Genomic DNA, 21,291 nt, shown 5'->3' on the forward strand with positions numbered 1-21,291 from the left:
GATACTGGCTGGATGCCGCAGTCACCGCTCCAGGCGGAACCCGAACCGATATCGGCCGACCCGCCCCACGCCGCGAACCCGCCTCTGCTCACTCAGTCCTGGCTCGACCTGGCCTTCCTCCACTGGGCCGCCGATCCGGCGGACGTCGCCCCGCTCCTGCCGGCCGGTACCCGCCCGGACACCCTGGACGGCGTCACCTACGTCGGCCTCGTGGCCTTCCGGATGCACCGCGTCGGCTGGTTCCGCCTGCCCGGTGTCCCGTACCTCGGTTCCTTCCCGGAGACCAACGTCCGTCTGTACTCCGTGGACGCCCGGGGCCGCCGGGGCGTGGTCTTCCGCTCCCTCGACGCGTCCCGCCTCGTCCCGGTCGTCGTCGGGCGGGCCGCGTTCCGACTCCCCTACGTGTGGTCGCGGATGAAGGTTCGTCAGGAGGGCACGACGATCTCCTACACCAGCAGCAGACGCTGGCCCGGACCCCGCGGTGCGCACAGCAGCCTCGCGATACGGATCGGCGAACGCGTCGAGAACCCGAGCGAGATGGAACACTTCCTGACCGCCCGCTGGGGCATGCACAGTGCCTTCTTCGGCCGGCCCCTGTATCTCCCGAACGCCCACCCGCGCTGGCCCCTGCACCGCGCGGAACTGCTCCGCTGCGACGAGGACCTGGTGGCCGCCGCGGGGCTGCCCAATCCTGCCGGGGACCCGGCCAGTGTGCTCTACTCCCCCGGGGTTCCGGTCCGTTTCGCACGCCCGCCCCGCGCTCCGGCCGGCATCCCCACCCCCTGAACCCGCCGTCCGCCGTCCTGGACCGCTGCCGCGGGGCCGGTGCGCCACGGTGTTCCTCGGCGCCGCGCTCGGGGTGGGGCTCATCGGCCGATACCGGCGGTTGTGCCGTCGTGAACCCGCTTCGGAATTCCGCACGAGGTGCGTCAGCAGACCGGCCCGGTCGGAATTCCGCACGCAGGGGATCCGTGAGCACGCCGACTCGGATATTCCTCACGTGTCAGGTCCATGCGCAAGCCGCCTCGGAATTGCGCACGTATGGGTTGCATGGGCAGGCCGGCTCGCTCGGAATTCCGCACGTATGAGATCCGTGAGCAAGCCGGTGACGAGTGATCACAAGCGGCCGAAAGCCGACAGGGCGTTCCTGACACCGTCGGCGACGGTACGTCAGCATGGCGCCCATGCCTGAGAAGCCGAGCACCCCGCGCCGGATCGCCGACGACCATGTCGACCGGGTCGCAGCCCTCGACCCCCTGACCTCCACCCGGCTCGGCCTGCACCCCGGGGACGACCGCCAGCCGGATCTGTCCCCGGACGGCTTCGAGGCGCACGCCGAACTGGCCCGGCGGACGCTCTGCGCGCTGGACACCGCCGAGCGGGACGCCGAGAAGGACGGCGTGGTGTGGGAGGACGCCGACCGGAACTGCGCCCGCCTGCTGCGGGAACGGCTCACCGCGGAACTCGCCGTGCACGAGGCGGGTGACCACTTCCGTGAGCTGCGCAACGTCGGCTCGCCCGTGCACCGGCTGCTCAGCAGCCTCACCCTGATGCCCACCGACACCGACGAGAACTGGGCAACGGTGGGCGGGCGGCTGCGCAACCTGCCGGGCGCGCTCGACGGCTACCGGGCGACCCTTGCCGAGGGCATCGCCCGCGGGCTGGTGTGCGCACCCCGCCAGGCCCGGGCCGTGATCGGGCAGCTCGCCGCCTGGACCGGCCAGGACACGGGCGGCGCGAGCTGGTTCGCCGCGTTCGTGGCCGACGCTCCGGACCGGCTCAGGCCCGATCTGGACGCCGCCGCCGACCGGGCCGCGGCCGCGGTGACCGGGTTCCGCTCCTGGCTCGCCGCCACCTACCTGCCCGCTGTGGACGGCACTCCGGACGCCGTCGGCCGCGAACGCTACCTGCGCTCGGCCCGCTGGGCGAACGGCGCCGCCCTGGACCCCGCCGAGGCCTACGCCTGGGCGTGGGAGGAGTTCCACCGCACGGTTGCCGAGATGCACGCCGAGGCCGGCCGGATCCTCCCGGGCGCCGGCGTCCGGGAGACCATGGACCACCTGAACCGCCACGGCCACGCCATCACGGGCGAGGAGAACATCCGCGCCTGGCTCCAGGACATCATGGACGAGGCGATCGACGCCCTGGACGGCACCCACTTCGACATCTCGGGCCCGCTCCGCCGGGTCGAGTCGAGGATCGCCCCTCCCGGCAGTTCGGGCGCCCCCTACTACACCGGTCCCAGTCTCGACTTCGGCCGTCCCGGGCGCACCTACCTGCCGACCCTGGGCCAACAGACGTTCCCCACCTGGGAGATCGTCAGCACCTGGTACCACGAGGGCGTGCCCGGGCACCACTTGCAGACCGCCCGGTGGACCGCCGCCGTCGACCGCCTGAGCCGCTACCAGATCACCCTCGGCGCGGTCAGCGCCGACAAGGAGGGCTGGGCCCTGTACGCCGAGCGGCTGATGGACGAATGGGGCTTCCTCACGGACCCCGCCCGCCGCCTCGGCTACCTGGACAAGCAGATGCTCCGGATCATCCGCGTGATCGTCGACCTCGGCATGCATCTGGAGCTCGCCATCCCCGCCGGCTCCGGCTTCCACCCCGGCGAGCGCTGGACCCCGGACCTCGCCACCGCGTTCATGGCCACCCACCACGGATGTGAGACCGCCCGCCGCAACAGCGAGATCGACCGTTACCTCGGCTGGCCCGGCCAGGCCATCGGCTACAAGCTCGGAGAGCGCGCCTGGCTGCAGGGCCGTGAAGCCTCCCGTCGCCGCCTCGGGGCCGGCTTCGACCTGCGGGCCTGGCACGGAAACGCGCTGGCCCAGGGCTCACTCGGCCTGGCCGACCTGGCCGACAACCTGGCCTCGCTGTAACGCCGTTCCCGTACCCGCGGTCGTCAGCGGCGGAGCCGGCGGGCCCGGACGTACTCGCGGCCGAGCAGCCGCAGTGCAGCGATCTTGCCGGGGCTCGCCGAGCGGCGCAGCAGAGCGCCTCGGTCGGCACGCGCGGCGCGGCTGGTCAGCTCGTCCACCGCGATGATGCACCGAACCATGGGCCGGTGCTCCTCGGGCACGAGGCCGACGACGGCCCTGCCTTCGGCGAGGGTGAGGTCCACCCGGTCGAGCAGGGCGTCGATCAACGAGCGCACGGCCGGCAGATCACGGGCCTGTTCCAGGTCGGCACGGGCGACTCCGTGCTCCTTGAGGGTCTGCTCGGGGATGGTCAGACGGCCGTCCGCCAGGTCCTCCGCCAGGTCGTTGACGAAGTCGAGGCGCTGGCCGGCGTCGATGTAGGTGCGGCAGGCGGCCCGGTACGCCGTCTGGTCCTCGGGGCCGAGCAGCGCGGCGACGACCATGAAGCCGGGCAGCGAGTATCCGTCCACGTAGTCCTGGTAGTCGTCCTCGGTGGCGAACCCGGTGAAGTCGAGGTCCGAGGCCGCCGCGCGGAGGTAGTCGAGGACGCGGTCGTGCAGGACGGGATGCGCATCGATGCTGTGGAGGAGGGGGCGCAGTTCGGGGTGGTCGGTACGGCCTGCGGCGAGGCTCTCGGCGACCTCGCGCTCCCAACGGGCGGACGCCGCCCGGCGGTCCGCCAGGGGGCCGCTGTCGAGCAGGTCGTCGGTGCGGTGCATGAAGGCTGCGGCGGCCATCACATGCGGGACCATGGCCGGCGGAAGCAGCAGTCCGGCCGCCACCGCCACTTCCCGCTTGTACCGGACGACCTGCCGGCGCTGTCGGCTGTAGTCCGCCCGTAGCTCCGGCGTGTGCACCGCCGCCGCGTCCAGCGCCCGCTCCCACCTGCCCACGCGTCTCCCCCCAAGCTCTCGGCCGAGGTCACGAGCCTAGTCGGTGCCCTCGACCGGTCGTCACGGCAGGGCAGGACGTCGAGGCGCCAAGGCCACGGTCCCTGTCGGGTGCACCCGATTCGTCGGTGTCGTAGGCGCAACCGGTACCGTCGCCGGGCCGTGGCCGGGCTGCGTCGCCGCGGGGTGAGGGCGCTACGCCGAGGTGGTCCGCGGGGTCTCCCGAGCCCGCCGGCAGGCGGCAAGGAGGAAGAGCCAGATCTCGTTGACGGTCGGGAAGCAGGCGATCGCGTGCCTGAGCCGCTTGAGCGGTACCTCGCCCGCTACCGCGACGGTGGCCGAGTGCAGCAGCTCGCTGACGCCGGGGCCGAGATCAAGCCGGTCACCCCGGCCGTGCCAGAAAGATCGCGGAGGCGATCGCCTGCCTGGCGGGGGACAGGGCGAGCTTCGTGCAGGGCGCCGTCCTGCCCGTCGACGGCGGGCGTACGGCTGTCCGACGTACCCCGGCCACGGCCGGGCGCCGGGCTCTGTTCCTGCCCGCGCCTCCTGCCCATGCCACCGTGGCACAGCCTTGCGGGCGCCGGTCCGGCCGCGTACGTCGACGCGGGTACGCAACGGAACACGGCCCGACGGGCCGAAGCGGAGGGAGGATCGCAGAGTCGCATCGCGCTCCCCGAGTGCTTCCCGAGCCCCGTGTCCCGCCTCACGGCGGGGTCGTTGACCTGCTTGAACGCGCTGGTCCGATCACACATGGGAGACGACTTGAGTGCAGATCGCCCTTGGGGCAAGGCCGTTGTCATCGGTGGCAGCTACGCGGGACTGGTGACTGCGAGGGTACTGAGCGACTTCTTCACACAGGTCGTCCTCGTGGAACGGGACGACGTCGACGAGGACACCGGCGTTCATCCGGGCGCCCCGCAGGGCTACCACGCACACGCGATGCTGGCCAAGGGCGGGGAGATCCTGGAGCGGCTGTTCCCGGGCCTGCGCGAGGAGTTGAGGGCCGCGGGGGCTCCGGTCTTCGACTACGGGGAAGGCATCGACTTCCTGCTGCCCGTCGGGCTCGCGCCCCGCAAGCGCACCGGCGTGCGCATCCAGACCTTCACCCGGGACGAACTGGAACGCCGGCTGCGGCGCAAGGTGCTCGCGCTTCCCCAGGTCACGCTCATGCCGTCCACCCGGTGCACGGGTCTGACCCGGGATGCCTCGGGCCGGGTGAGCGGAGTGACCTGCCGCCCGCAGGACACGGAACCCGTCGAGCTGGCCGCGGATCTGGTCGTCGACGCCTCCGGGCGGTCCAGTTCCCTGGCGGACTGGCTGGGCGGGATGGGCGTCGCCGTGCCACCGAAGCGGACCGTGAAGGCCAAGGTCACGTACACGTCGATGAACTTCGACCGGCCCGAGGAGGACCACCCCGCCCATCCGGACTACTACATCGCCTACCAGATGCCGTTCGCTCCCCACGTGTCCCGGGCCGGGGTCCTGCTGGCCGTGGAACGCAACCGGTGGACGTGCTCGCTCTTCGCCCACCAGGACCGGCCGCCGACGGACGACAAGGGCTACCTGGCCTTCGCCGAGAGCCTGAACAACCCGCACCTGGCCGAGCAGATCGGCCGGCGCACCGTCCAGGAGCCGACCCACAGCTACACCAACGTCGAGAACCGGTGGCAGCCCTACCACACCATCAGGAACTGGCCGGACCGGCTCATCGCCCTCGGCGACGCCGTCTGCGTCTTCAACCCCGTCTACGGCCAGGGTCTGACCGTGGCCGCGATGGAGGCGGAACTGCTGCAGGGGATGCTGGCCCGGTACAGGGCTTCCGCGCGACTGGACGGCCTGTCGGGTGACTTCCAGAAGAGGATGGGCCGCCTTCTGCTGGCCCCCTGGACGCTGTCGACCAACTCGGACCTCATGTGGGACCCCGGCCGCAGGCCTCTCGCCGCGCGCTTCGCCCACTGGTACAACAGGCGTCTGTTCCGCGTGGCGGTGAAGGACCCGGCCGTGTGGGCCCGGTTCGTACGGGTGGTGAACATGGTGGCCTCTCCGGCCCTGCTGTTCCATCCCGCCGTGGCGTTGAAGGTCCTGTCACCGACGGCGGCCGATCACTCGACATCTCACTGACCTCCGGCGAACGCCGCACTCCTGCCGCTCCGGCGCAACCGACCGCCCGAGCGGCAGGAGTGCGGCCCGAGGGGCAGGAGTGCGGCCGCGCGCTTCAGCCGGCGTGGGCGAGCAGTTCCTCCGACAGGTGTAGATGGCGCCGGGCATCAGGGCGTTGGCGGTGATGCCGTCCCCGGCCCAGCGGCGGTTCGCCTCCACCGCGAAGAGGACGCTGGCGGTCTTGGACTGGGCGCAGGCGAGCCAGGGGTCGTACGGGCGGAAGGCGAAGTCGACGTCGTCCCAGACGATCGGGGACCGCTGGTGGCCCGTGGAACTCACGACGACGATGCGCGCGGCGCCGTCGGCGGCCAGGGCGTGGTGCAGGCCTTGGGAGAGGGCGAAGTGGCCGAGGTGGTTGGTGGCGAACTGCCACTCCCGGCCCTGTGCGGTGTACCGCTCGGGACAGGCCATGACGCCGGCGTTGTTCACCAGGATGTGCAAGGGGGCCCTGCCATGCGGTGGTGAAGGCGGTGACGGACGCGAGGTCGGTCAGGTCCAGATGTGCGACGTGCACCTCCTGGTTTCCGGTCGACCCGGCGATGTCCTTGGCGGCGCGTTCGCCCGCCTCCACGTCCCGTACGGCGAGGGTGACGGCCGCTCCGGTACCGGCCAGGGCGCGGGCCGTCTCGGCCCCGAGGCCCGAGGAGGCGCCGGTGACCACCGCGCGGCGGCCGGAGAGGTCGATCCCGTCGGCGACCTCGGCGGCCGTGCTGGAGAAACCGAACGGGGTGGTGAGGGCATTCATGGGTGAACTCCTTGCGGTGTGCTGATGGCTGTGTGACGGCCGTACGTCAGGGCGTGAGGATCCGGTCCTGTTCCACCGGGGCGTGCCGTCGTGCCAGGGCAGGACCTTGCCGAAGCGGACCAGTTCGCCGTAGAGGGCGGGATCGACGTGGTTGGCGAGGACCAGGTCGAGCACGGCCTCGGCGGGCGGCCGGGCCCCGCTGTGGTCGCTGAACCAGGGACGCGAGGTGGCGGTGTCGACCATGCCCGGGCACACGGAGGCGATCAGGGTGCCGTCGGCGAGATCGTGCTCACGGCGTTCCGCCGCGACCGCCCGGACGGCGGCGACCTGGGCCACCTTCGAGGGCACGTTCAGCCAGCGCGGCCGGCCCGCTTCTTCGGCGGTCCCGTGGTGGACGGCGCTGCGCCAGGACTCGACGGCGTATTCCACCTGGTCGAGGCTCGCCCCGTCGAAGAGGTGGTGCAGCCGCGGGTCGAGATGGCCGAGGGTGCCCAGGCTGCTGGCCACGACGATCAGCAGGCCGCGCGGGCGCAGGACCGGGCCGAAGGAGCGCAGGACCGCGTGGGCGGCGGAGTTGGAGACGTCGATGAATTCGTCGGCGCGCGCGGCCTGGGACTCGCCCGGCACCAGCCGGGCGACGGCGTTGGAGATGACGATGTGGACGCCGCCGTGCCGGGACCAGAGGTCCTCGGCCAGGTGCGCGACGGAGTCGGTGTCCGTCACGTCCACGACGTGTCCCTCCCGGCCTGACCGTGGTCGGCCGGGAGGGCGGCACCCCGGCGCTGGTGCGCGCCCTGCGAGCCGGCAGTCTCGACGTGCTCTGCTCGCGTCGGCGCCGCCGTTCCGCCCGCCGGACACGGAGTCGCCCGCGCTCGCGCTGCAGACGCTCACCGAGCGCGCCCTGTGCCTCGCGGCGCCCGCCGCTCACCCCCTCGCCCGCGGCGACTGCATCGACGTGGCCGACCTGCGCGGGCAGCGCTGGATCGCCGGCTCCTCGTCCGGGGAGGACCGGCTGATGGGTGTGTGGCCGGGCCTGGACGAGCGGCCCGAGATCGCTCACACCACTCGTGACTGGCTGGCCAAGCTGCACCTCGTCGCCGCCGGGCTCGGGCTGACCACCGTGCCCGCCGCGCTCCGCCCGCAGCGCCACCGGGTGTACGCATCCTTCCCGTCCGCGGCGGGCCCCAGGAGCAGCGGCGCCTGCTCCTGGCCCGTCCTCCCCAGCCGCCCAGCGAGCAGGTCACCCGTGTGGCGGCAGCCCTCAGCACCGCGGCACTCGACTCCGAGTCCGACGATCCCTCCGCACCGCCCTCGTGACGTGGTGCTCCGCCATGAGGGGCTGAGGGGAGGTGGAGGGCGGTACGCAGGGGCCGTGCGGAGAGGCGGTGCGGAGGGGGGCGATGTCCTCACGGATCGCGGGGCGCGGTCTGCTCACGCGGTTCTCGCGAGGAGAACCTCAGCCGGTCCTCGCGAGGAGTAGCTCAACCGGATTGCCCCTCAAGGCCGTTGAGCCAGGCGCGGATCGCCTGTGCCGTGGTGGGTGCGTGCTCCTCGGTCATGGTCCAGTGGTCGCCCGGGACGTCCACGATGTCGGACGGCTGTGGCCAGGAGGCCCGCCAGTCGTGACGCCCCGTCCCTCGGCCGCCGCCGGCCGACGCCTCCGGTCTGCCGTCGCCGTGAGCCGACATGTTCGGCTCTCGGCCGCCGAGGGTGAGCGTCTGCGGCTCTCGGCTGCCGACACCGAGCGTCTCCGGCTCCTTGTCGCGGTGTGCGAGCGGCTCCGGCCCTCCGTCGCCGTGGGTGAGCATCTCCGGGAGCCGCTCGGTGGCGCGGACGAGAAGGGCCGGTAGGTCCGCCGGTTCGGGACGCCAGCCCCGGAGCAGCCGGGTGTAGGCCCCGAGCGCGGCCAGCGCCATGTCGTCCACCGCGGTGTCGAACCCCTCCCCCATGGCCAGGGCCGCGCGGGCGGGCAGGGCGAGCAGCCATGGCTCGGCCTCCCGCTCGGGTGTCACGTGGTAGGTGTCGACGAGGACCAGGCCCGCGGGCGGGGTGCCGGTCGCCGCCAGCCGCGCCGCCACGGCGTGCGCCGGGCAGCCGCCCATCGACCAGCCCAGCAGGACGGGCCGGCGATCGCCGAGTTGCTCCCTCAGCGTCGCCGCATGCAGATCCACCAGCGTCTGCCAGTCGTTCGGCAGCACGGCACCGGAGGTGACTCCGGGATGCCGCATCTCCACCACGTCCCGGTCCCCGTCGAAGTGACGCGCCAGCTCGGCGTACCAGGGTCTGCCGAAGGCGGGGGAAAACCCGGGAAAGCACACCAGGGGCGGCCGGTCGTCCGGACCCGTGGCCAGGTGAAGTGGGGGCAGGGCGTGCACCGCGGCGTCCTCGGGACCGAAGCCGGGGACGGCCAGCGAAGCGGTCACGAGCAGGTGCATCGCCGATACGACGTCACCCGTGCCGCAGACTCGGCGGTAGAGAGAGGCCAGCGTCTGGGGGGAACGCGCTGTCGTGGGGCGTGACGGTGAGCCGACGGCACCCTCCGGGTGGGGCAGCGTCCCGCGCAGTTCTTCGAGCAGGTGGGCGGCGACACGCTCGGTGGTGGGCAGGTCGAAGGTGAGGGTGGCGGGCAGTTCCAGGCCGGTGAGCAGACTCAGGCGGTTGCGCAGCAGAACGGCGGTGAGGGAGTCGACGCCCAGTTCCGTGAAGTCACGGTCGGCCCTCACCGCGGCCGCGTCGGGATGGCCGAACACGTCGGCCACCGTTTCCCGGACGAGCATGAGCAGCGCGGGAGCGCGTTCGGCGGCGGGCAGCTGCGCCAGCCGTTCGCGCCACGCGCCCGGCGAGTCAGGCTCTGACGCCCGGCCTGTGCCGGACCCGGACCCGCCGTGGCCGAGGGCGCCCTCCGGGCCCGCCACAGGACCGGGCGGGGGCAGCAGCCCTTGCAGCGGTGGCGGAACCCGTCGTCGCGCCGGACCGGTCCCCGGATCCAGAGGCAGCGGGGCGAGGACCGGCTCGCCCGTTTCCAGCGCGGCGTCGAACAACGCCAGGCCTTCGGCAGGGGTGACGGCGCGCAGCACGCCGTCACTGGTGCGGCCCGTCCGGGCCGCCATCCCGTGGGCTCCTGCCCACGGTCCCCACGCCAGGGAGAGCGCGGGCATCCCCAGGGCGGTCCTGTGCAGCGCGAGGGCGTCCAGGAACGCGTTCGCCGCGGCATAGCCCGCCTGGCCGGGGTTGCCGAGCAGACCGGCTGCCGACGAGAAGAGCACGAACTGCGACAGGGGCAGGTCCTTCGTCAGCTCGTGGAGGTGCCAGGCCGCGTCCGCCTTCGGTCGCAGGACGGCCGCGAGCCGTTCGGGTGTCTGTGCCTCCAGCACACCGTCGTCGAGGACACCTGCCGCATGCACCACGCCGGTCAGTTCGCCCGCGTACCGGTCGATCACCGCGGCCAGTGCGGCCCGGTCGGCGGCGTCGCAGGTGAGCATCTCCACCCGGCCACCGGCCCGCTCGATCTCCTCCCGCAGACGCCGTGCGCCGGGTGCATTCGGGCCGGTTCGGCTGGTGAGCACCAGCCGACGGACCTTGTGCCGCTCCGTCAGGTGAACGGCCAGCAGCGCGCCGAGAGCTCCCGTACCACCGGTGATCAGCACGGTGCCGTCCTGTGCGAACGCGGCCGGGAGGGCAGGTGCGGTGGCCGGCCGGCCCAGCCGGGGGACGAGTACTTCGCCTGCGCGGAGGGCGAGTTGGGGCTCGTCCGTCGCCAGTGCTGCCGTCAGACGGTGCAGTGACTCCGGGCTTGCGTCGACGTCGACGAGGGTGATGCGGCCGGGGTACTCGGCCTGTGCGCTGCGCACCAGCCCCCAGACCGCTGCGGCGGGCAGGTCCGGGTCCGGACCGGTGGCACCACGGGTCACCAGGATCAGGCGCGATCCCACGGCCAGGGTGGGCAGCCGGTGGTGCAGCAGTTCCAGGGAACGCGTGACCAGGTCTCGGGTGTCGGCGGCCGGGGCGGTGGACGGGGCCGGTGCGTTCAGGGAGGCGATGAGGGCCGGGGTGCCGGCTGCCGCGGGACCTGCGATGCGTGGGGCGGGGGGCGAAGAGGCGGGTGTCGTAGCTCGCTGAGCCGCCGCCCCGAGCGCGGAAGCGGTGGCGGGTGTCCCGGCCCCCACGGAACCCGCGAACGCTGCCGCCAGGCCGAGGTCGTCCGGGTGGATCACGGTGAGCGCGGGCGTGGACGGGCCGGCCGGGGCTGCGGCGATCCACTCCGGGCGGTACAACGGCCGTGGCCTCGCCGCCTGTTCGGCGGCACCGGCGACGCCCGGGACCACTCGGGTGGTCAGCGCCTCCACTCGCAGCACCGGCCTGCCGGCCGGGTCCGTGAGGTCGGCGGTAAGCGTGTCCGCACCGGTGGAGCGCACCCGGACGCGCAGCGCACCGACGCCCGTGGTCCAGCGGCCGACGCCCCGCCAGGAGAACGGCAGCCGGGTCGTGGCGGGGCGTGCACGCTCACCCGTGCCCTCCGCGACCAGCAGCGGGACGTGTACGGCGGCGTCGAGCAGCGCGGGATGGATGCCGTAGTGCTGGGCCTCTCCCAGGGCCGTGTCGGGGAGCCGCACGTCGGCGAGCAGGTCGTCGCCCTGCCGCCACACGGCCTGCACACACCGGAAGGCCGGGCCGTAGGCGTAGCCCGCGTCGGCGAGCCGGTCGTAGGCGTCTGTCAGGTCGACCGGGACCGCGTCCGGGGGCAGCCAGGATTCCTGTGGGCCGCGGTCGGCGGCCGGTCCTTCTCCCAGCCGTCCGGTCGCGTGCCGGGTCCACGGACCGACCGGGCCCAAGTCCTCGGGGCGTGCGTGGATGTCGACGCTGCGGCGGCCGGACGGGTCCGGCTCGCCGAGCGCCACCTGCACCTCGACTCGCCCGCCGGAGCCGGGCAGTTGCAGGGGGAGCAGCAGTGTCAGCTCCTCCAGGAGGTCCAGCCCGCAGGTGCCGCCGGCGTGGAGCGCCAGCTCGGCGAGGGCGGCGGCGGGCACGAGCAGTCGTCCGTCGACGACGTGGTCTTGCAGCCAGGGCTGGTCCGCGTCCGACAGGTGGCCGGTGCAGAGCAGGCGGTCCGTGTCCGGGAGGCTGGTCGAGGAGGTCAGCACCGGATGGCCGACGGTGGTCCGTGGTCCAGTGGTGCGCGGTGCGGTGGTCTGCGGTGCGGCGGGCGTGGCCCGGGGAGGCTCGGCCAGCCAGTAGCGATCGCGTTGGAAGGGATAGGTGGGCAGGTCCACCCGCCGGGCGCGCCTTCCCGTGGGCGCCCGGTGCACGGCCTCCCAGTCGATCTGCGTGCCGTGCTCGTGCAGCCGCGCGAGTGCCGACAGGACCGTTGCGGGCTCCGGCCGGCCGGGCCGTACCGTCGGGGTGAGGACCAGGTCCGCGGGCTCCCCGACGGTGGCCATTGCGGCCGAGGTGAGGTGCGCGCCGGGGCCGACTTCGGCGAAGGCGGTCACCCCCGCCTCGCGCACCAGGTGTCGTACGACGTCCGCGAACCGCACCGTTGCGCGGGCATGGCGCACCCAGTAGGCCGCCGAACGCAGGTCCTCTCCGCCGGCCGGACGCCCGGTCGTCGCCGGGACGACCGGGATGCGGGGCTCGCGGTAGGTGGCGCGCGATGCTGCCCGGCCGAACTCCGCGAGCGCCGGCTCGACCAGCGGCGAGTGGAAGGCGTGGCCGGTACGCAGTCGTACGGCGCGTCGCCCCCGGGCCTCGAAGTACGCGGCCACCGCCAGCACCGCCTGTTCGGCCCCGGAGACGACGACCGACCGTGGCGCGTTCACGGCCGCGATCGCCACCGGTCCGGCCTCCTGCGTCCGTTCCGTCAGCGCCGCTCTGGTCTCCTCCTCGGTGGCGTCCAGCGACACCATGGCGCCGCCTGCCGGGAGTTGCTGCATCAACCGCCCCCGTGCGGCGACCAGTTCGACGGCGTCCTCTTCGGAGAGGATCCCGGCGACGTGCGCCGCGGCCAGCTCGCCGACGGAGTGGCCGGCCAGGACGTCCGGTCGCAGCCCCCACGATGCGAGCAGCCGGAACAGGGCGACCTCGAACGCGAACAAGCCGGCCTGTGCGACATCGGTACGGCTGTGCAGATCGGCGGCCTCGGTGTCCGGCGCGGCCCACAGGGCCTCGCGCAGGGACCGGTCCCCGACGCCGACGGAGTCGAACCGGTCGCACAGCCCCTCGAAGGCGTCGGCGAAGACGGGATACGCGGCGTGCAGGTCCCTGCCCAGCCCCGCCCATCCGGCGCCCTGACCGGTGAAGAGCAGCGCCAGCCGTCCGCCCGTCCGGGCCGGGGACGGCATGACGGTCGTCGCCCCGGCCGAGAGCCGGTCCAGGTCGCTCAGCAGGGCGGCGCGGTCCTGGACGGGTACCGCCGCCCGGTGGCGGAGCACCGCGCGGGAGGTCGCCAGCGTGAACGACACGTCCTGGAGAGGCAGTTCGGGCCGTTCACGCAGGAACTTGGCCGTGCGCCGCGCCTGGGCGCGCAGCGCCTCGGGGCTCGCGCCGGACAGCAGGATCGGCGGCTGCGGAGCGGCCCGGGCGGTCCCGCGGTCGGGGTCTTCCCGCGCCGGGACCGCTTCTTCGAGGATCACATGGGCGTTGGTTCCGCCGATGCCGAAGGCGGACACGGCAGCGCGACGGGGGCTCCCGGGAGCAGGGGTCCACGGCTGCTCCCGGGTGAGCAGGCGTACGGCGCCCGAGGACCAGTCGACCCCCGGTGACGGCTCGTCGGCGTGCAGGGTGCGCGGGAGCAGTCCGTGCCGCATCGCCTGTACGGTCTTGATGACGCCGGCGATGCCGGCCGCGGCCTGGGTGTGGCCGATGTTCGACTTCAGCGAGCCCAGCCACAGCGGCCGTTCGGCGGGGCGGTCGTGCCCGTACGCGGCGAGGAGGGCCCGGGCCTCGATGGGATCGCCCAGCGGGGTGCCGGTGCCGTGGGCCTCGACGGCGTCGATGTCGGCGGGGGTGAGCCCGGCCGAGGCCAGGGCGTCGGCGATCACCCGCTCCTGTGCGGGGCCGCTGGGCGCGGTCAGACCGTTGGACGCGCCGTCGCCGTTGACCGCGGAGCCCCGGAGCACGGCCAGTACCGGATGGCCGTGACGCCGGGCGTCGGCGAGCCGCTCCAGCAGCACAAGGCCGGTCCCCTCGCCCCAGGCGGTGCCGTCGGCCGCGGCGGAGAACGGCTTGCACCGCCCGTCGGGTGCCAGGCCCCGCAGCCTGCTGAAGGCGACGAACGGCACCGGGCCGGCCATGACGGTGGCCCCGCCGGCGATGGCCAGGGAGCACTGGCCGGAGCGCAGTGCCCGCGCCGCCCAGTCCAGTGCCACCAGCGACGAGGAGCAGGCCGTGTCCACCGTCACCGCGGGCCCCTCCAGCCCCAGGGTGTAGGCGATGCGCCCGGAGGCCACGCTGCCCGCGGAACCGAGCGCGAGGTGAGCCTCGTAGGGGTGGCCTCCGCGGTGCAGCAGTCGGCCCGCGTAGTCGCCGTGCATGATGCCGACGAAGACTCCCGTGTCGCTGCCGCGCAGGGCGGCCGGGGCGATGCCCGCCCGTTCCGCGACCTCCCAGGCGGTTTCCAGCAGCAGCCGCTGCTGCGGGTCGGTGGCCAGTGCCTCACGCGGGGACATGCCGAAGAAGTCGGCGTCGAAGTCGGCGGCACGGCGCAGGAAGCCGCCCCGCCGGGTGACCGAGGTGCCCGGCCGGTCCGGGTCGGGGTCGAACAGTTCCGTCAGATCCCAGCCGCGGTCCGTGGGGAAGGCGGAGGTGGCGTCCGTGCCCTGTGCGATCAGCCGCCACAGCTCCTCGGGTGAGGAGACGTCGTCCACGAGTCCCGGATAGCGGCAGGCCATGGCCACGATGGCCAGCGGTTCGTCGGGCGCCGGCGTACCGTCGCGCGTGCCGGGCCGGGCTCCGGGGGCCGGCCGGGTCGGGGCGCCGAGCAGCGCGCCGTACAGGAATTCGGCGACCGCGTCCGGCGTGGGGCGGTCGAACACGAGGGTCGCGGGCAGCTCCAGGCCGGTCAGCGCCCCGAGCCGGTCGCGCAGCAGCACGCCGTGCAGGGAGCCGACCCCCAGCTCGGTGAAGGCCCTGACCGGGTCCGGTGCGGTGTCCTCGCCGCCGCACGCCTCGGCCGTGGCGTCGAGGACGAGACTCAGCAGGACGTGACGTCGCTCCGGGGCGGGCAGCGCCAGGAGCCGGGCCCGCAGCCCGGCGGAGGCCTCCCTGCGAGCATCGACGACGGCCTCGTTCAACTGCCGGGCAAGAACGCCCCGTTGGATCTTGCCGGAGGAGGTACGGGGCACGGAGGTGCCCAGCAGGATCTCGTCCGGCACCTTGAAGGCGGACAGCCGCTCCCGGCACGTGGCCCGCGGCCTGGCCGGGTCGACGCCGTCCGGCCCGGGGACGACGAACGCGACCGGGACCTCTCCGAGGATGTCGTGCGGCCTGCCCACGACCGCCGCGTCCGCGACACCGGGGCAGGACAGCAGCACCTGCTCCACCTCGACGGGGTTGACGTTCTGCCCGCCGCGGATGATCAGGTCGCTCACCCGGCCGGTGACGCGCAGCCCGCCGTCCGGTTCGCGGCGGCCGAGGTCACCCGTGCGGTACCAGCCGTCCCGAAGGGCGCGCGCCGTGTCCTCGGGGCGGTTGTGGTAGCCGAGCATCAGGCCGGGGCCGCGGACCCAGATCTCGCCCTCGTCACCGTCCGCTGCGCTGTCTGCGGAGGCCGGGTCTCTCACCCGGACCTCGACTCCGGGCACCGGCCGCGGCACACGCTCCGGCGCCGGCACACCGAGCCGGTCGACCGCGATCTTGCCGCAGGTCTCGGTGGCGCCGTAGCCGTCCAGCAGGGGTGCGCCCAGCAACGCCTCGACGTCCAGGCGCAGTTCCGCCGGACAGGGTGCCCCCGCACTGACGCACAGCCGAAGCCCGCCCGGCGGACGCGGGGCATCGCGCAACGCGCCGACCAGCAGGTGGTAGGTGGCCGGCACCCCGCCGAGCACGGTGAACGGCTCCTGCAACGGGTGCTGTTGCAGTGCCTCCGCGACGTCCACTCCCCTGTCCAGGAGGTGGGCGCTCGCACCCGCGGCCACCACTGCGACGACGCACAGCGAGTAGGCGTAGGCGTGGTGCATCGGCAGCGGCCACAGCAGCCGGTCGTCCTCGGACAGGCCGAACAGCGGTGCATAGGCGGCGGCGGTGGACCACAGCATGGCCCTCTGGCTCGCCACGACGCCTTTGCGCTCGCCGGTGGTCCCGGAGGTGTAGAGAATCCAGGCCGGTTCGTCCAGGCCGAGATCGTCACGCGGCGGACGGCCGGGATCGGTCCGGGCCACTTCCTCGTACGACACCGCGCCCGCGGGCACACCGGACAGCAGTGCCTGCGCACCCACGACCACCATGAACGGCGTCGGCTGCCCGGCCAGGGCCCGTACCGCCCGCTCCAGCAGCGAGGCTTCGACGACGACCGCCGCCGCCCCGCTGTCGCGGAGGGCCTGGGACACCTCGGCATCGGTCGCCGCCGCGTCGAGCGGCACTCCCACCGCGCCCGCGCGCACGGCCGCCAGGCAGCTCTCCACCACCTCCACACGGTTGGACAGCCACAACGCCACCCGGTCCCCGCGACGCACCCCCTGTCGCGCAAGGTGCCCCGCGATGCGCGCCGTCCGGTCGTCCAGCTCCGTCCAGGTCACGGCCCTGCGCCCGTCCCGGAAGGCGGTCCTCTCCCCCATCCGTGCCGCATGTGCCCGTACCGTTTCGGCCAGCGGACGGACCAGCTCCCCGCGAACCCCCGTCATGCCCACCCCTTTTGCGCACGTTCGCCCGACGCTCTTCGACTATGGGCACACGGACTGACAGCGGCCCTGAGGCCTTCCTGTGCGCCGACCTGGGGGCGTCGGCCCGTCTGCCTCCGAAGCGGGGCCTGCCCGGTGCCGGCCCAGCCGGTAAGAGTGTCCGCAGGCAGGCATCGGTTGCTCGGGCGCGCGGGCGCGCGGGCGGGTGAAGCGGGGGCGGGGCGGGGGCCGCCGGTACCGGTGACGGCGATCGGCACGCCGTCCGCGGCGCCGACGGCCACCATGGGGTCGGTCTCGTCGGGCGGTTCGTTCCCGGCGAACGGACGGCTCCACGCGCCGCGGTCGATGTCCCCCAGGGCGAGACTGCCGCAGCCGCCGGCGGCGGCCACGCGACGACGGCCGCTCACGTTCGGCGGGGCGCACGGCGTCAGTGTCTCCTCACCGGCGCCGCTTTCCATCTCGGTGCCGAACTCCGTGAGAGGTGCGCGTTCGCCGGGATCCCACGCGCGGATGGGACCACCGCCTTCGCCACGGGCCACCCGTACCGGCCGGTGATCGAGCGCCCTTCCCCGGCGCCGCGGTGCGGTCGTATCTCGCACCGCGTTCCCCGGCAGGTTCCCGCTGCCACTGCGGGCGGCGTCCCACACGGCTGTGGCTTCCGCCTCGGCGGAGACGAGAAACAGCAGCTGTCCGGGGAGTTCCGGCGTGCCGACCGTATCCACACCATGGTCGTCCAGGTCCGGCTCCTGCACGGTGGGGCGAGCCCGGAGGAGATGACCCTCAGCCCCGTTCCCGCTCCGCAGATCATACGTCCCCTATTGTGACGTTCTGCACAGAAGCCTTGTGGACGGGATGGAGTGGGGGACGTGGCGTTCGCAGGGTCGGGCGGTGCCGGTGAGGCCCCGCCCCCTCCGGTCTCGGGCACGGGGTCCGATCAGCCGCCCTTCGCACCGCTGCTGGCAGTGTGCGCCGGGTATTTCATGGTGATCCTGGACGTGACGGTCATCAATGTCGCCGTCCCGGTGATCGGCCGGGAGTTCCGGGCCTCCCTCACCGGTATCCAGTGGATCACCGACGGGTACACCCTGGTCTTCGCCGGATTTCTGCTGACCGCCGGCGCGCTGGGCGACCGGCTGGGCAACCGGCGGGTCTTCTGCTCGGGCGTGGCGGTGTTCACGGTGGCGTCGGCCGCGTGCGCCCTCGCACCGACCGCCCCCTTCCTGGTGGGAGCGCGGTTGGCGGAGGGGCTCGGCGCGGCCCTGATCGTCCCTGGTTCGCTGGCACTGCTCCAGCAGGCCTACCCGGCGCCGGCCGCGCGGTCGCGGGCTTTCGGGCTGTGGGGCTCGATGGCGGGCATCGCCGCCTCCTCCGGTCCACTGCTGGGCGGGCTGCTGGTCTCCACGGTGGGCTGGCGATGGGTGTTCCTCATCAATCTGCCCGTCGGTGTCGCCTGCCTCGTGCTGACGCTGCGGCATGTGGCACGCTCCCCGAGGCACGGCGACCGGGCCGTGGACTGGCCGGCGCAGTGCGCGGTCGTGGCGGCGGTGGCGCTGCTGACGGCCGCGTTCAACGAGGCCGGACGGCGGGGCTGGTCCGATCCGGCCGTCCTCGCCGGAGCGGGCCTGGCACTGCTGGCCGTCGCGGCGTTCGCACTGCGCGAGCGGCTGGCCCGGTCTCCCGCCCTGCCGCTGGGCCTGTTGCGTTCGCGTGCGATGAGCGGCGGCGCGGTCATCGGCATGCTGTTCAATCTCGGCTTCTACGGCATGGTGTTCACCGCCAGCCTGGAATTCCAGCACCAGCGTGGTTTCAGCGCTCTGCGCACCGGGGTGGCTCTGTTCCCGGCGGTGGCGATGACGACGTTCGCCTCCGTCCTGTCCGGCCGCCTGAGCCGCCGCACCGGCCATCGTCCACTGGTGATCTCCGGCATGCTCCTGGCCGCCCTGGGCCTCGCCGCCTGGGCCGCCGCCGGAGCCGATCCCGCCTACGCGCTGCTGGTGGCACCCATGATGGCCGCGGGTTTCGGCACGTCCTTCGCCCTCACCGGCTCGACGGCCACCATGATGTCCGCCGCACCCCCGCAGTTCTCGGGAACCTCCTCCGCGCTGTTCAACACCACCCGCCAGCTCGGCAGCGCCATCGGCGTGGCACTCGGCGGCAGCCTGCTCGCCACAGCAGCCAGCTACAGCGTCGGGCTGCGCACCAGCATGGCCATCGGCGCGCTCGCCTATCTGACCGCCGCGGGCCTGGCATGGCTCTGCATCCCGGCGAAGCCCGAGAAGACGACGTAGGACCGGCCCACCACCGGTCTGCCGTCGCGGCCGACCTCACGGAGCACTTCGGCTCCGCCCGCCGCCGATACGGCACTCGCACCGCGACACGCGTACCGCGGGATGCGCACTGCGGGACACGCCCTGGGGGATGCGCACTGCGGGACACGCATCGCGGGGCGTGCACTGGGGGACGCGCACTGGGGGGGGGACGCGCACCGCGATACGCCTGGGCATCGCTCGACGAGGCCGTCGCCGGGACTGCCGTCCGCCGTACCGGCCCTCCTGGGAGCAGGAACCGGCGGCCCGGCCGTGCCGCTGCTGCAAGCGCTGACGGCACGGCCGGGCCGCGGTGTTCTCGTGCAGGGCACGAGCACGGGGGAATTCCTACTCAGTCACCTTCAGCAGCTTGTTGGGCGTTCCGCCGCTCGGGTCGGTGATCTTGCCACTGGTTGCGGCGCCGGTCAGCGCGGAGGCGACCTGCGCGGGAGTGGCGTCCGGGTGTCCGGCCAGATAGACGGCCGCGGCTCCGGTGACGTGAGGCGTGGCCATGGAGGTGCCGGAGATCGTCTTGGTCCCCGCGTCACTGTCGTTCCAGTCGGAGGTGATGTCCGAACCCGGCGCGTACAGATCCACCACCGAGCCGAAGTTGGAGAAGTCCGACTGGGCGTCGTCCTTGGTGCTGGACGCGACGGTGATGGCCTCGGGCACCCGGGCCGGTGACGACTGCCCCGCGTCCGCCGACTCGTTGCCGGCGGCGACCGCGAACGTGACCCCCGACGCGATGGCCTTGCCGACCGCTGCGTCCAGCGCGGGGTCGGCGCCTCCGCCGAGGCTCATGTTGGCCACCGACGGACCCTTGTGGTTCTTGGTCACCCAGTCGATACCCGCGACGACCTGCTCGGTGGTTCCCGAGCCCTCGTTGTCGAGCACCCTGACCGCGACGATCTTGGCCTTCTTGGCCACACCGTGGGCGGTTCCGGCGATGGTGCCGGCCACGTGGGTGCCGTGGCCGTTGCCGTCGTCGGCGTTGCTGTCGTTGTCGATGGCGTCGAACCCGTAGGCGGCCCGTCCCGCGAAGTCCTTGTGACTGATGCGTACGCCGGTGTCGATGACGTACGCGGTCACCCCCTCCCCGGCCTTGTCCGGGTAGGCGTACTTGCCGTCTCCGGCGGTGTCCGCCTGGTCGATGCGGTCCAGGCCCCAGGACGGCGGTTTGTCCTGGGTGGCGTCGATGTGGAACTTCTTGTTCTGCACCACCTTGGCGACCGCGGGGTCGGCCGCCAGGCGCTTGGCCTCCGTCTCGGAAAGTCCGCTGGCGGAGAAGCCGTTGACCGCCGAGCCGTAGGTGCGGCCGAGCCGGCCGCCGTACTCCGCGGCGAGGTCCTTCTTCTCGGTCTGGGAAGCCTTCTGGTCCATGAGGACGACATAGCTGCCGGCCACGGCTCCCTCGGCGTTCAGGCCGTAGACCGTCCCTTCCGCAGGCGGCTTGGCCTGGGCGGCAGGGGACACGTACAGGGCGGTGCCGACGACGGTTGCAACGGCCGCGACCGCGGTGACGGTCCTGGCCTTGCCTATGCGTTTGTGATGCGCCGTCAAGAGGGGTCTCCTCGTCGTGTGGGGGGATTTGCGTTCAAGCGGCAGTGATCTGCTCGCGCTCAGGAGCGTGCCGACTTGTCGCGGGCAGATCAATCCCCTACCTGGGGGGACGCGGCCTCGCAGACTCGCGATCTCCACAGGATTTGCGCACACACGAAGCAACCCGACTGCAAACGTGCAGCCTGTCGCCCTGGTTGAATCACCAAGAGATGGTCAAGAATTATCCGTGGCGATTTCTTCACCGGCCGTTCACGCACCGGGCGACCGTGCCCCCACCGGGACGGCGCAACGGCTGCCCCCAAAGCGCTGCGCCTCCCACATGGCCAATGACCTGACAGCTCGTCAGGGGAAGAGTTCGAAGCCTTCCGACCCGCGTCCGGGGCCGGGGCGGGCTTCGGGGCCGGCCTGGGAGCGCCACTGAAGGGCACACTCCCAGGCTCGGCATCACCTTGTCGCCACCGACGACGTGCGTGAAGGCAACTATCCCTCCTCGCGCCCGTGCTCCGGCTTCTCGTACCCCTGGTGGTGGGGCTTCATCGGGTGCTCCGGGTACTCCGGCTTCATGGGGTGCTCGGGCTTCATCGGATACTCGGGCTTCATCGGGTGCTCGGGCTTGACCGGCTTCATCGGGTACTCGGGCTTCACCGGCTTCATCGGGTACTCGGGCTTCACCGGCTTCATCGGAAGCTCAGGCCTCATCGGCTTCCTCGGGTACTCCGGCTTCACCGGACGCTCGGGCTTCATGGGCAGCTCGGGCTTCACCGGCTTCATCGGGTACTCCGGCTTCACCGGCTTCATCGGAAGCTCAGGCCTCATCGGCTTCCTCGGGTACTCCGGCTTCACCGGACGCTCGGGCTTCATGGGCAGCTCGGGCTT

Annotated in this window: 9 protein-coding genes and 4 pseudogenes; 6 read left to right on the top strand and 7 right to left on the bottom strand. The window is 73.0% G+C overall.

Annotation, left to right across the window (positions count from 1 at the left end; genetic code table 11):
- The first annotated feature begins 12 nt into the window (after nt 1–12).
- Nucleotides 13–786, top strand: coding sequence for a DUF2071 domain-containing protein (locus ACFZCP_RS42125; RefSeq protein ID WP_391441822.1), 774 nt, complete (start codon nt 13–15; stop codon nt 784–786).
- Between the two features lie 398 nt (nt 787–1,184).
- Complete coding sequence (locus ACFZCP_RS42130; protein WP_391441825.1) at nt 1,185–2,882, top strand: DUF885 family protein; 1,698 nt, start codon at nt 1,185–1,187, stop codon at nt 2,880–2,882.
- A 23-nt stretch (nt 2,883–2,905) separates the two neighbouring features.
- Here the strand turns inward: ACFZCP_RS42130 and ACFZCP_RS42135 are convergent, their stop codons facing one another.
- On the bottom strand, nt 2,906–3,814 hold the full coding sequence (locus ACFZCP_RS42135) for a squalene/phytoene synthase family protein (RefSeq protein WP_391441828.1): 909 nt from the start codon (nt 3,812–3,814) through the stop codon (nt 2,906–2,908).
- A gap of 747 nt (nt 3,815–4,561) precedes the next feature.
- On the opposite strand from ACFZCP_RS42135, the gene ACFZCP_RS42140 reads away from it, so the two are divergent.
- Entirely contained in the window at nt 4,562–5,932 is a 1,371-nt protein-coding gene (locus ACFZCP_RS42140; RefSeq protein ID WP_391441831.1) for an FAD-dependent monooxygenase, read from the top strand.
- Between the two features lie 72 nt (nt 5,933–6,004).
- Here the strand turns inward: ACFZCP_RS42140 and ACFZCP_RS42145 are convergent.
- A pseudogene (locus tag ACFZCP_RS42145) lies at nt 6,005–6,716 on the bottom strand (SDR family NAD(P)-dependent oxidoreductase); the annotation flags it as partial.
- Between the two features lie 46 nt (nt 6,717–6,762).
- Nucleotides 6,763–7,469, bottom strand: a pseudogene (locus ACFZCP_RS42150) (carbonyl reductase); the annotation flags it as partial.
- On the opposite strand from ACFZCP_RS42150, the pseudogene ACFZCP_RS42155 reads away from it, so the two are divergent.
- Nucleotides 7,445–8,033: pseudogene (locus ACFZCP_RS42155) on the top strand (LysR substrate-binding domain-containing protein); the annotation flags it as partial. The pseudogenes ACFZCP_RS42150 and ACFZCP_RS42155 sit on opposite strands and share 25 nt — an antisense overlap.
- Nucleotides 8,034–8,197: 164 nt before the next feature.
- Here ACFZCP_RS42155 and ACFZCP_RS42160 read toward each other — a convergent pair.
- Nucleotides 8,198–16,552 carry an alpha/beta fold hydrolase gene (locus ACFZCP_RS42160; RefSeq protein ID WP_391441834.1) on the bottom strand — a complete coding sequence of 2,785 codons (8,355 nt, stop codon included), beginning with the start codon at nt 16,550–16,552 and terminating at the stop codon, nt 8,198–8,200.
- Nucleotides 16,549–17,301: a hypothetical protein gene (locus ACFZCP_RS42165; RefSeq protein ID WP_391441836.1), complete on the bottom strand. Its 753-nt coding sequence runs from the start codon at nt 17,299–17,301 to the stop codon at nt 16,549–16,551. Before ACFZCP_RS42165 ends, ACFZCP_RS42160 begins: the two co-directional genes overlap by 4 nt.
- A 114-nt stretch (nt 17,302–17,415) precedes the next feature.
- Between ACFZCP_RS42165 and ACFZCP_RS42170 the strand changes: the two genes are divergently transcribed.
- Nucleotides 17,416–18,837 carry a DHA2 family efflux MFS transporter permease subunit gene (locus ACFZCP_RS42170; RefSeq protein WP_391441840.1) on the top strand — a complete coding sequence of 474 codons (1,422 nt, stop codon included), beginning with the start codon at nt 17,416–17,418 and terminating at the stop codon, nt 18,835–18,837.
- Between the two features lie 366 nt (nt 18,838–19,203).
- On the opposite strand, the gene ACFZCP_RS42175 is transcribed toward ACFZCP_RS42170, so the two are convergent.
- Both ACFZCP_RS42175 and ACFZCP_RS42180 read right to left on the bottom strand, forming a co-directional pair.
- The gene (locus tag ACFZCP_RS42175) at nt 19,204–20,415 is read right to left on the bottom strand and encodes a S8 family serine peptidase (protein WP_391441843.1); all 1,212 of its coding nucleotides are present in this window, start codon (nt 20,413–20,415) and stop codon (nt 19,204–19,206) included.
- 480 nt (nt 20,416–20,895) lie between these two features.
- Nucleotides 20,896–21,042: a hypothetical protein gene (locus ACFZCP_RS42180; RefSeq protein ID WP_391441846.1), complete on the bottom strand. Its 147-nt coding sequence runs from the start codon at nt 21,040–21,042 to the stop codon at nt 20,896–20,898.
- On the opposite strand from ACFZCP_RS42180, the pseudogene ACFZCP_RS42185 reads away from it, so the two are divergent.
- Nucleotides 21,029–21,291, top strand: a pseudogene (locus ACFZCP_RS42185) (FHA domain-containing protein); the annotation flags it as partial. The gene ACFZCP_RS42180 and the pseudogene ACFZCP_RS42185 sit on opposite strands and share 14 nt — an antisense overlap.

It is taken from the genome of Streptomyces sp. NPDC007971, from assembly GCF_042958635.1.
Lineage (GTDB): Bacteria > Actinomycetota > Actinomycetes > Streptomycetales > Streptomycetaceae > Streptomyces.

Excerpts from the sequence above, each read along its gene's own strand:
- ACFZCP_RS42160 (WP_391441834.1), bottom strand. The coding sequence starts at position 16,552 with ATGACGGGGGTTCGCGGGGAGCTGGTCCGTCCGCTGGCCGAAACGGTA.
- ACFZCP_RS42125 (WP_391441822.1), top strand. The coding sequence starts at position 13 with ATGCCGCAGTCACCGCTCCAGGCGGAACCCGAACCGATATCGGCCGAC.
- ACFZCP_RS42130 (WP_391441825.1), top strand. The coding sequence starts at position 1,185 with ATGCCTGAGAAGCCGAGCACCCCGCGCCGGATCGCCGACGACCATGTC.
- ACFZCP_RS42140 (WP_391441831.1), top strand. The coding sequence starts at position 4,562 with ATGGGAGACGACTTGAGTGCAGATCGCCCTTGGGGCAAGGCCGTTGTC.
- ACFZCP_RS42180 (WP_391441846.1), bottom strand. The coding sequence starts at position 21,042 with ATGAAGCCGGTCAAGCCCGAGCACCCGATGAAGCCCGAGTATCCGATG.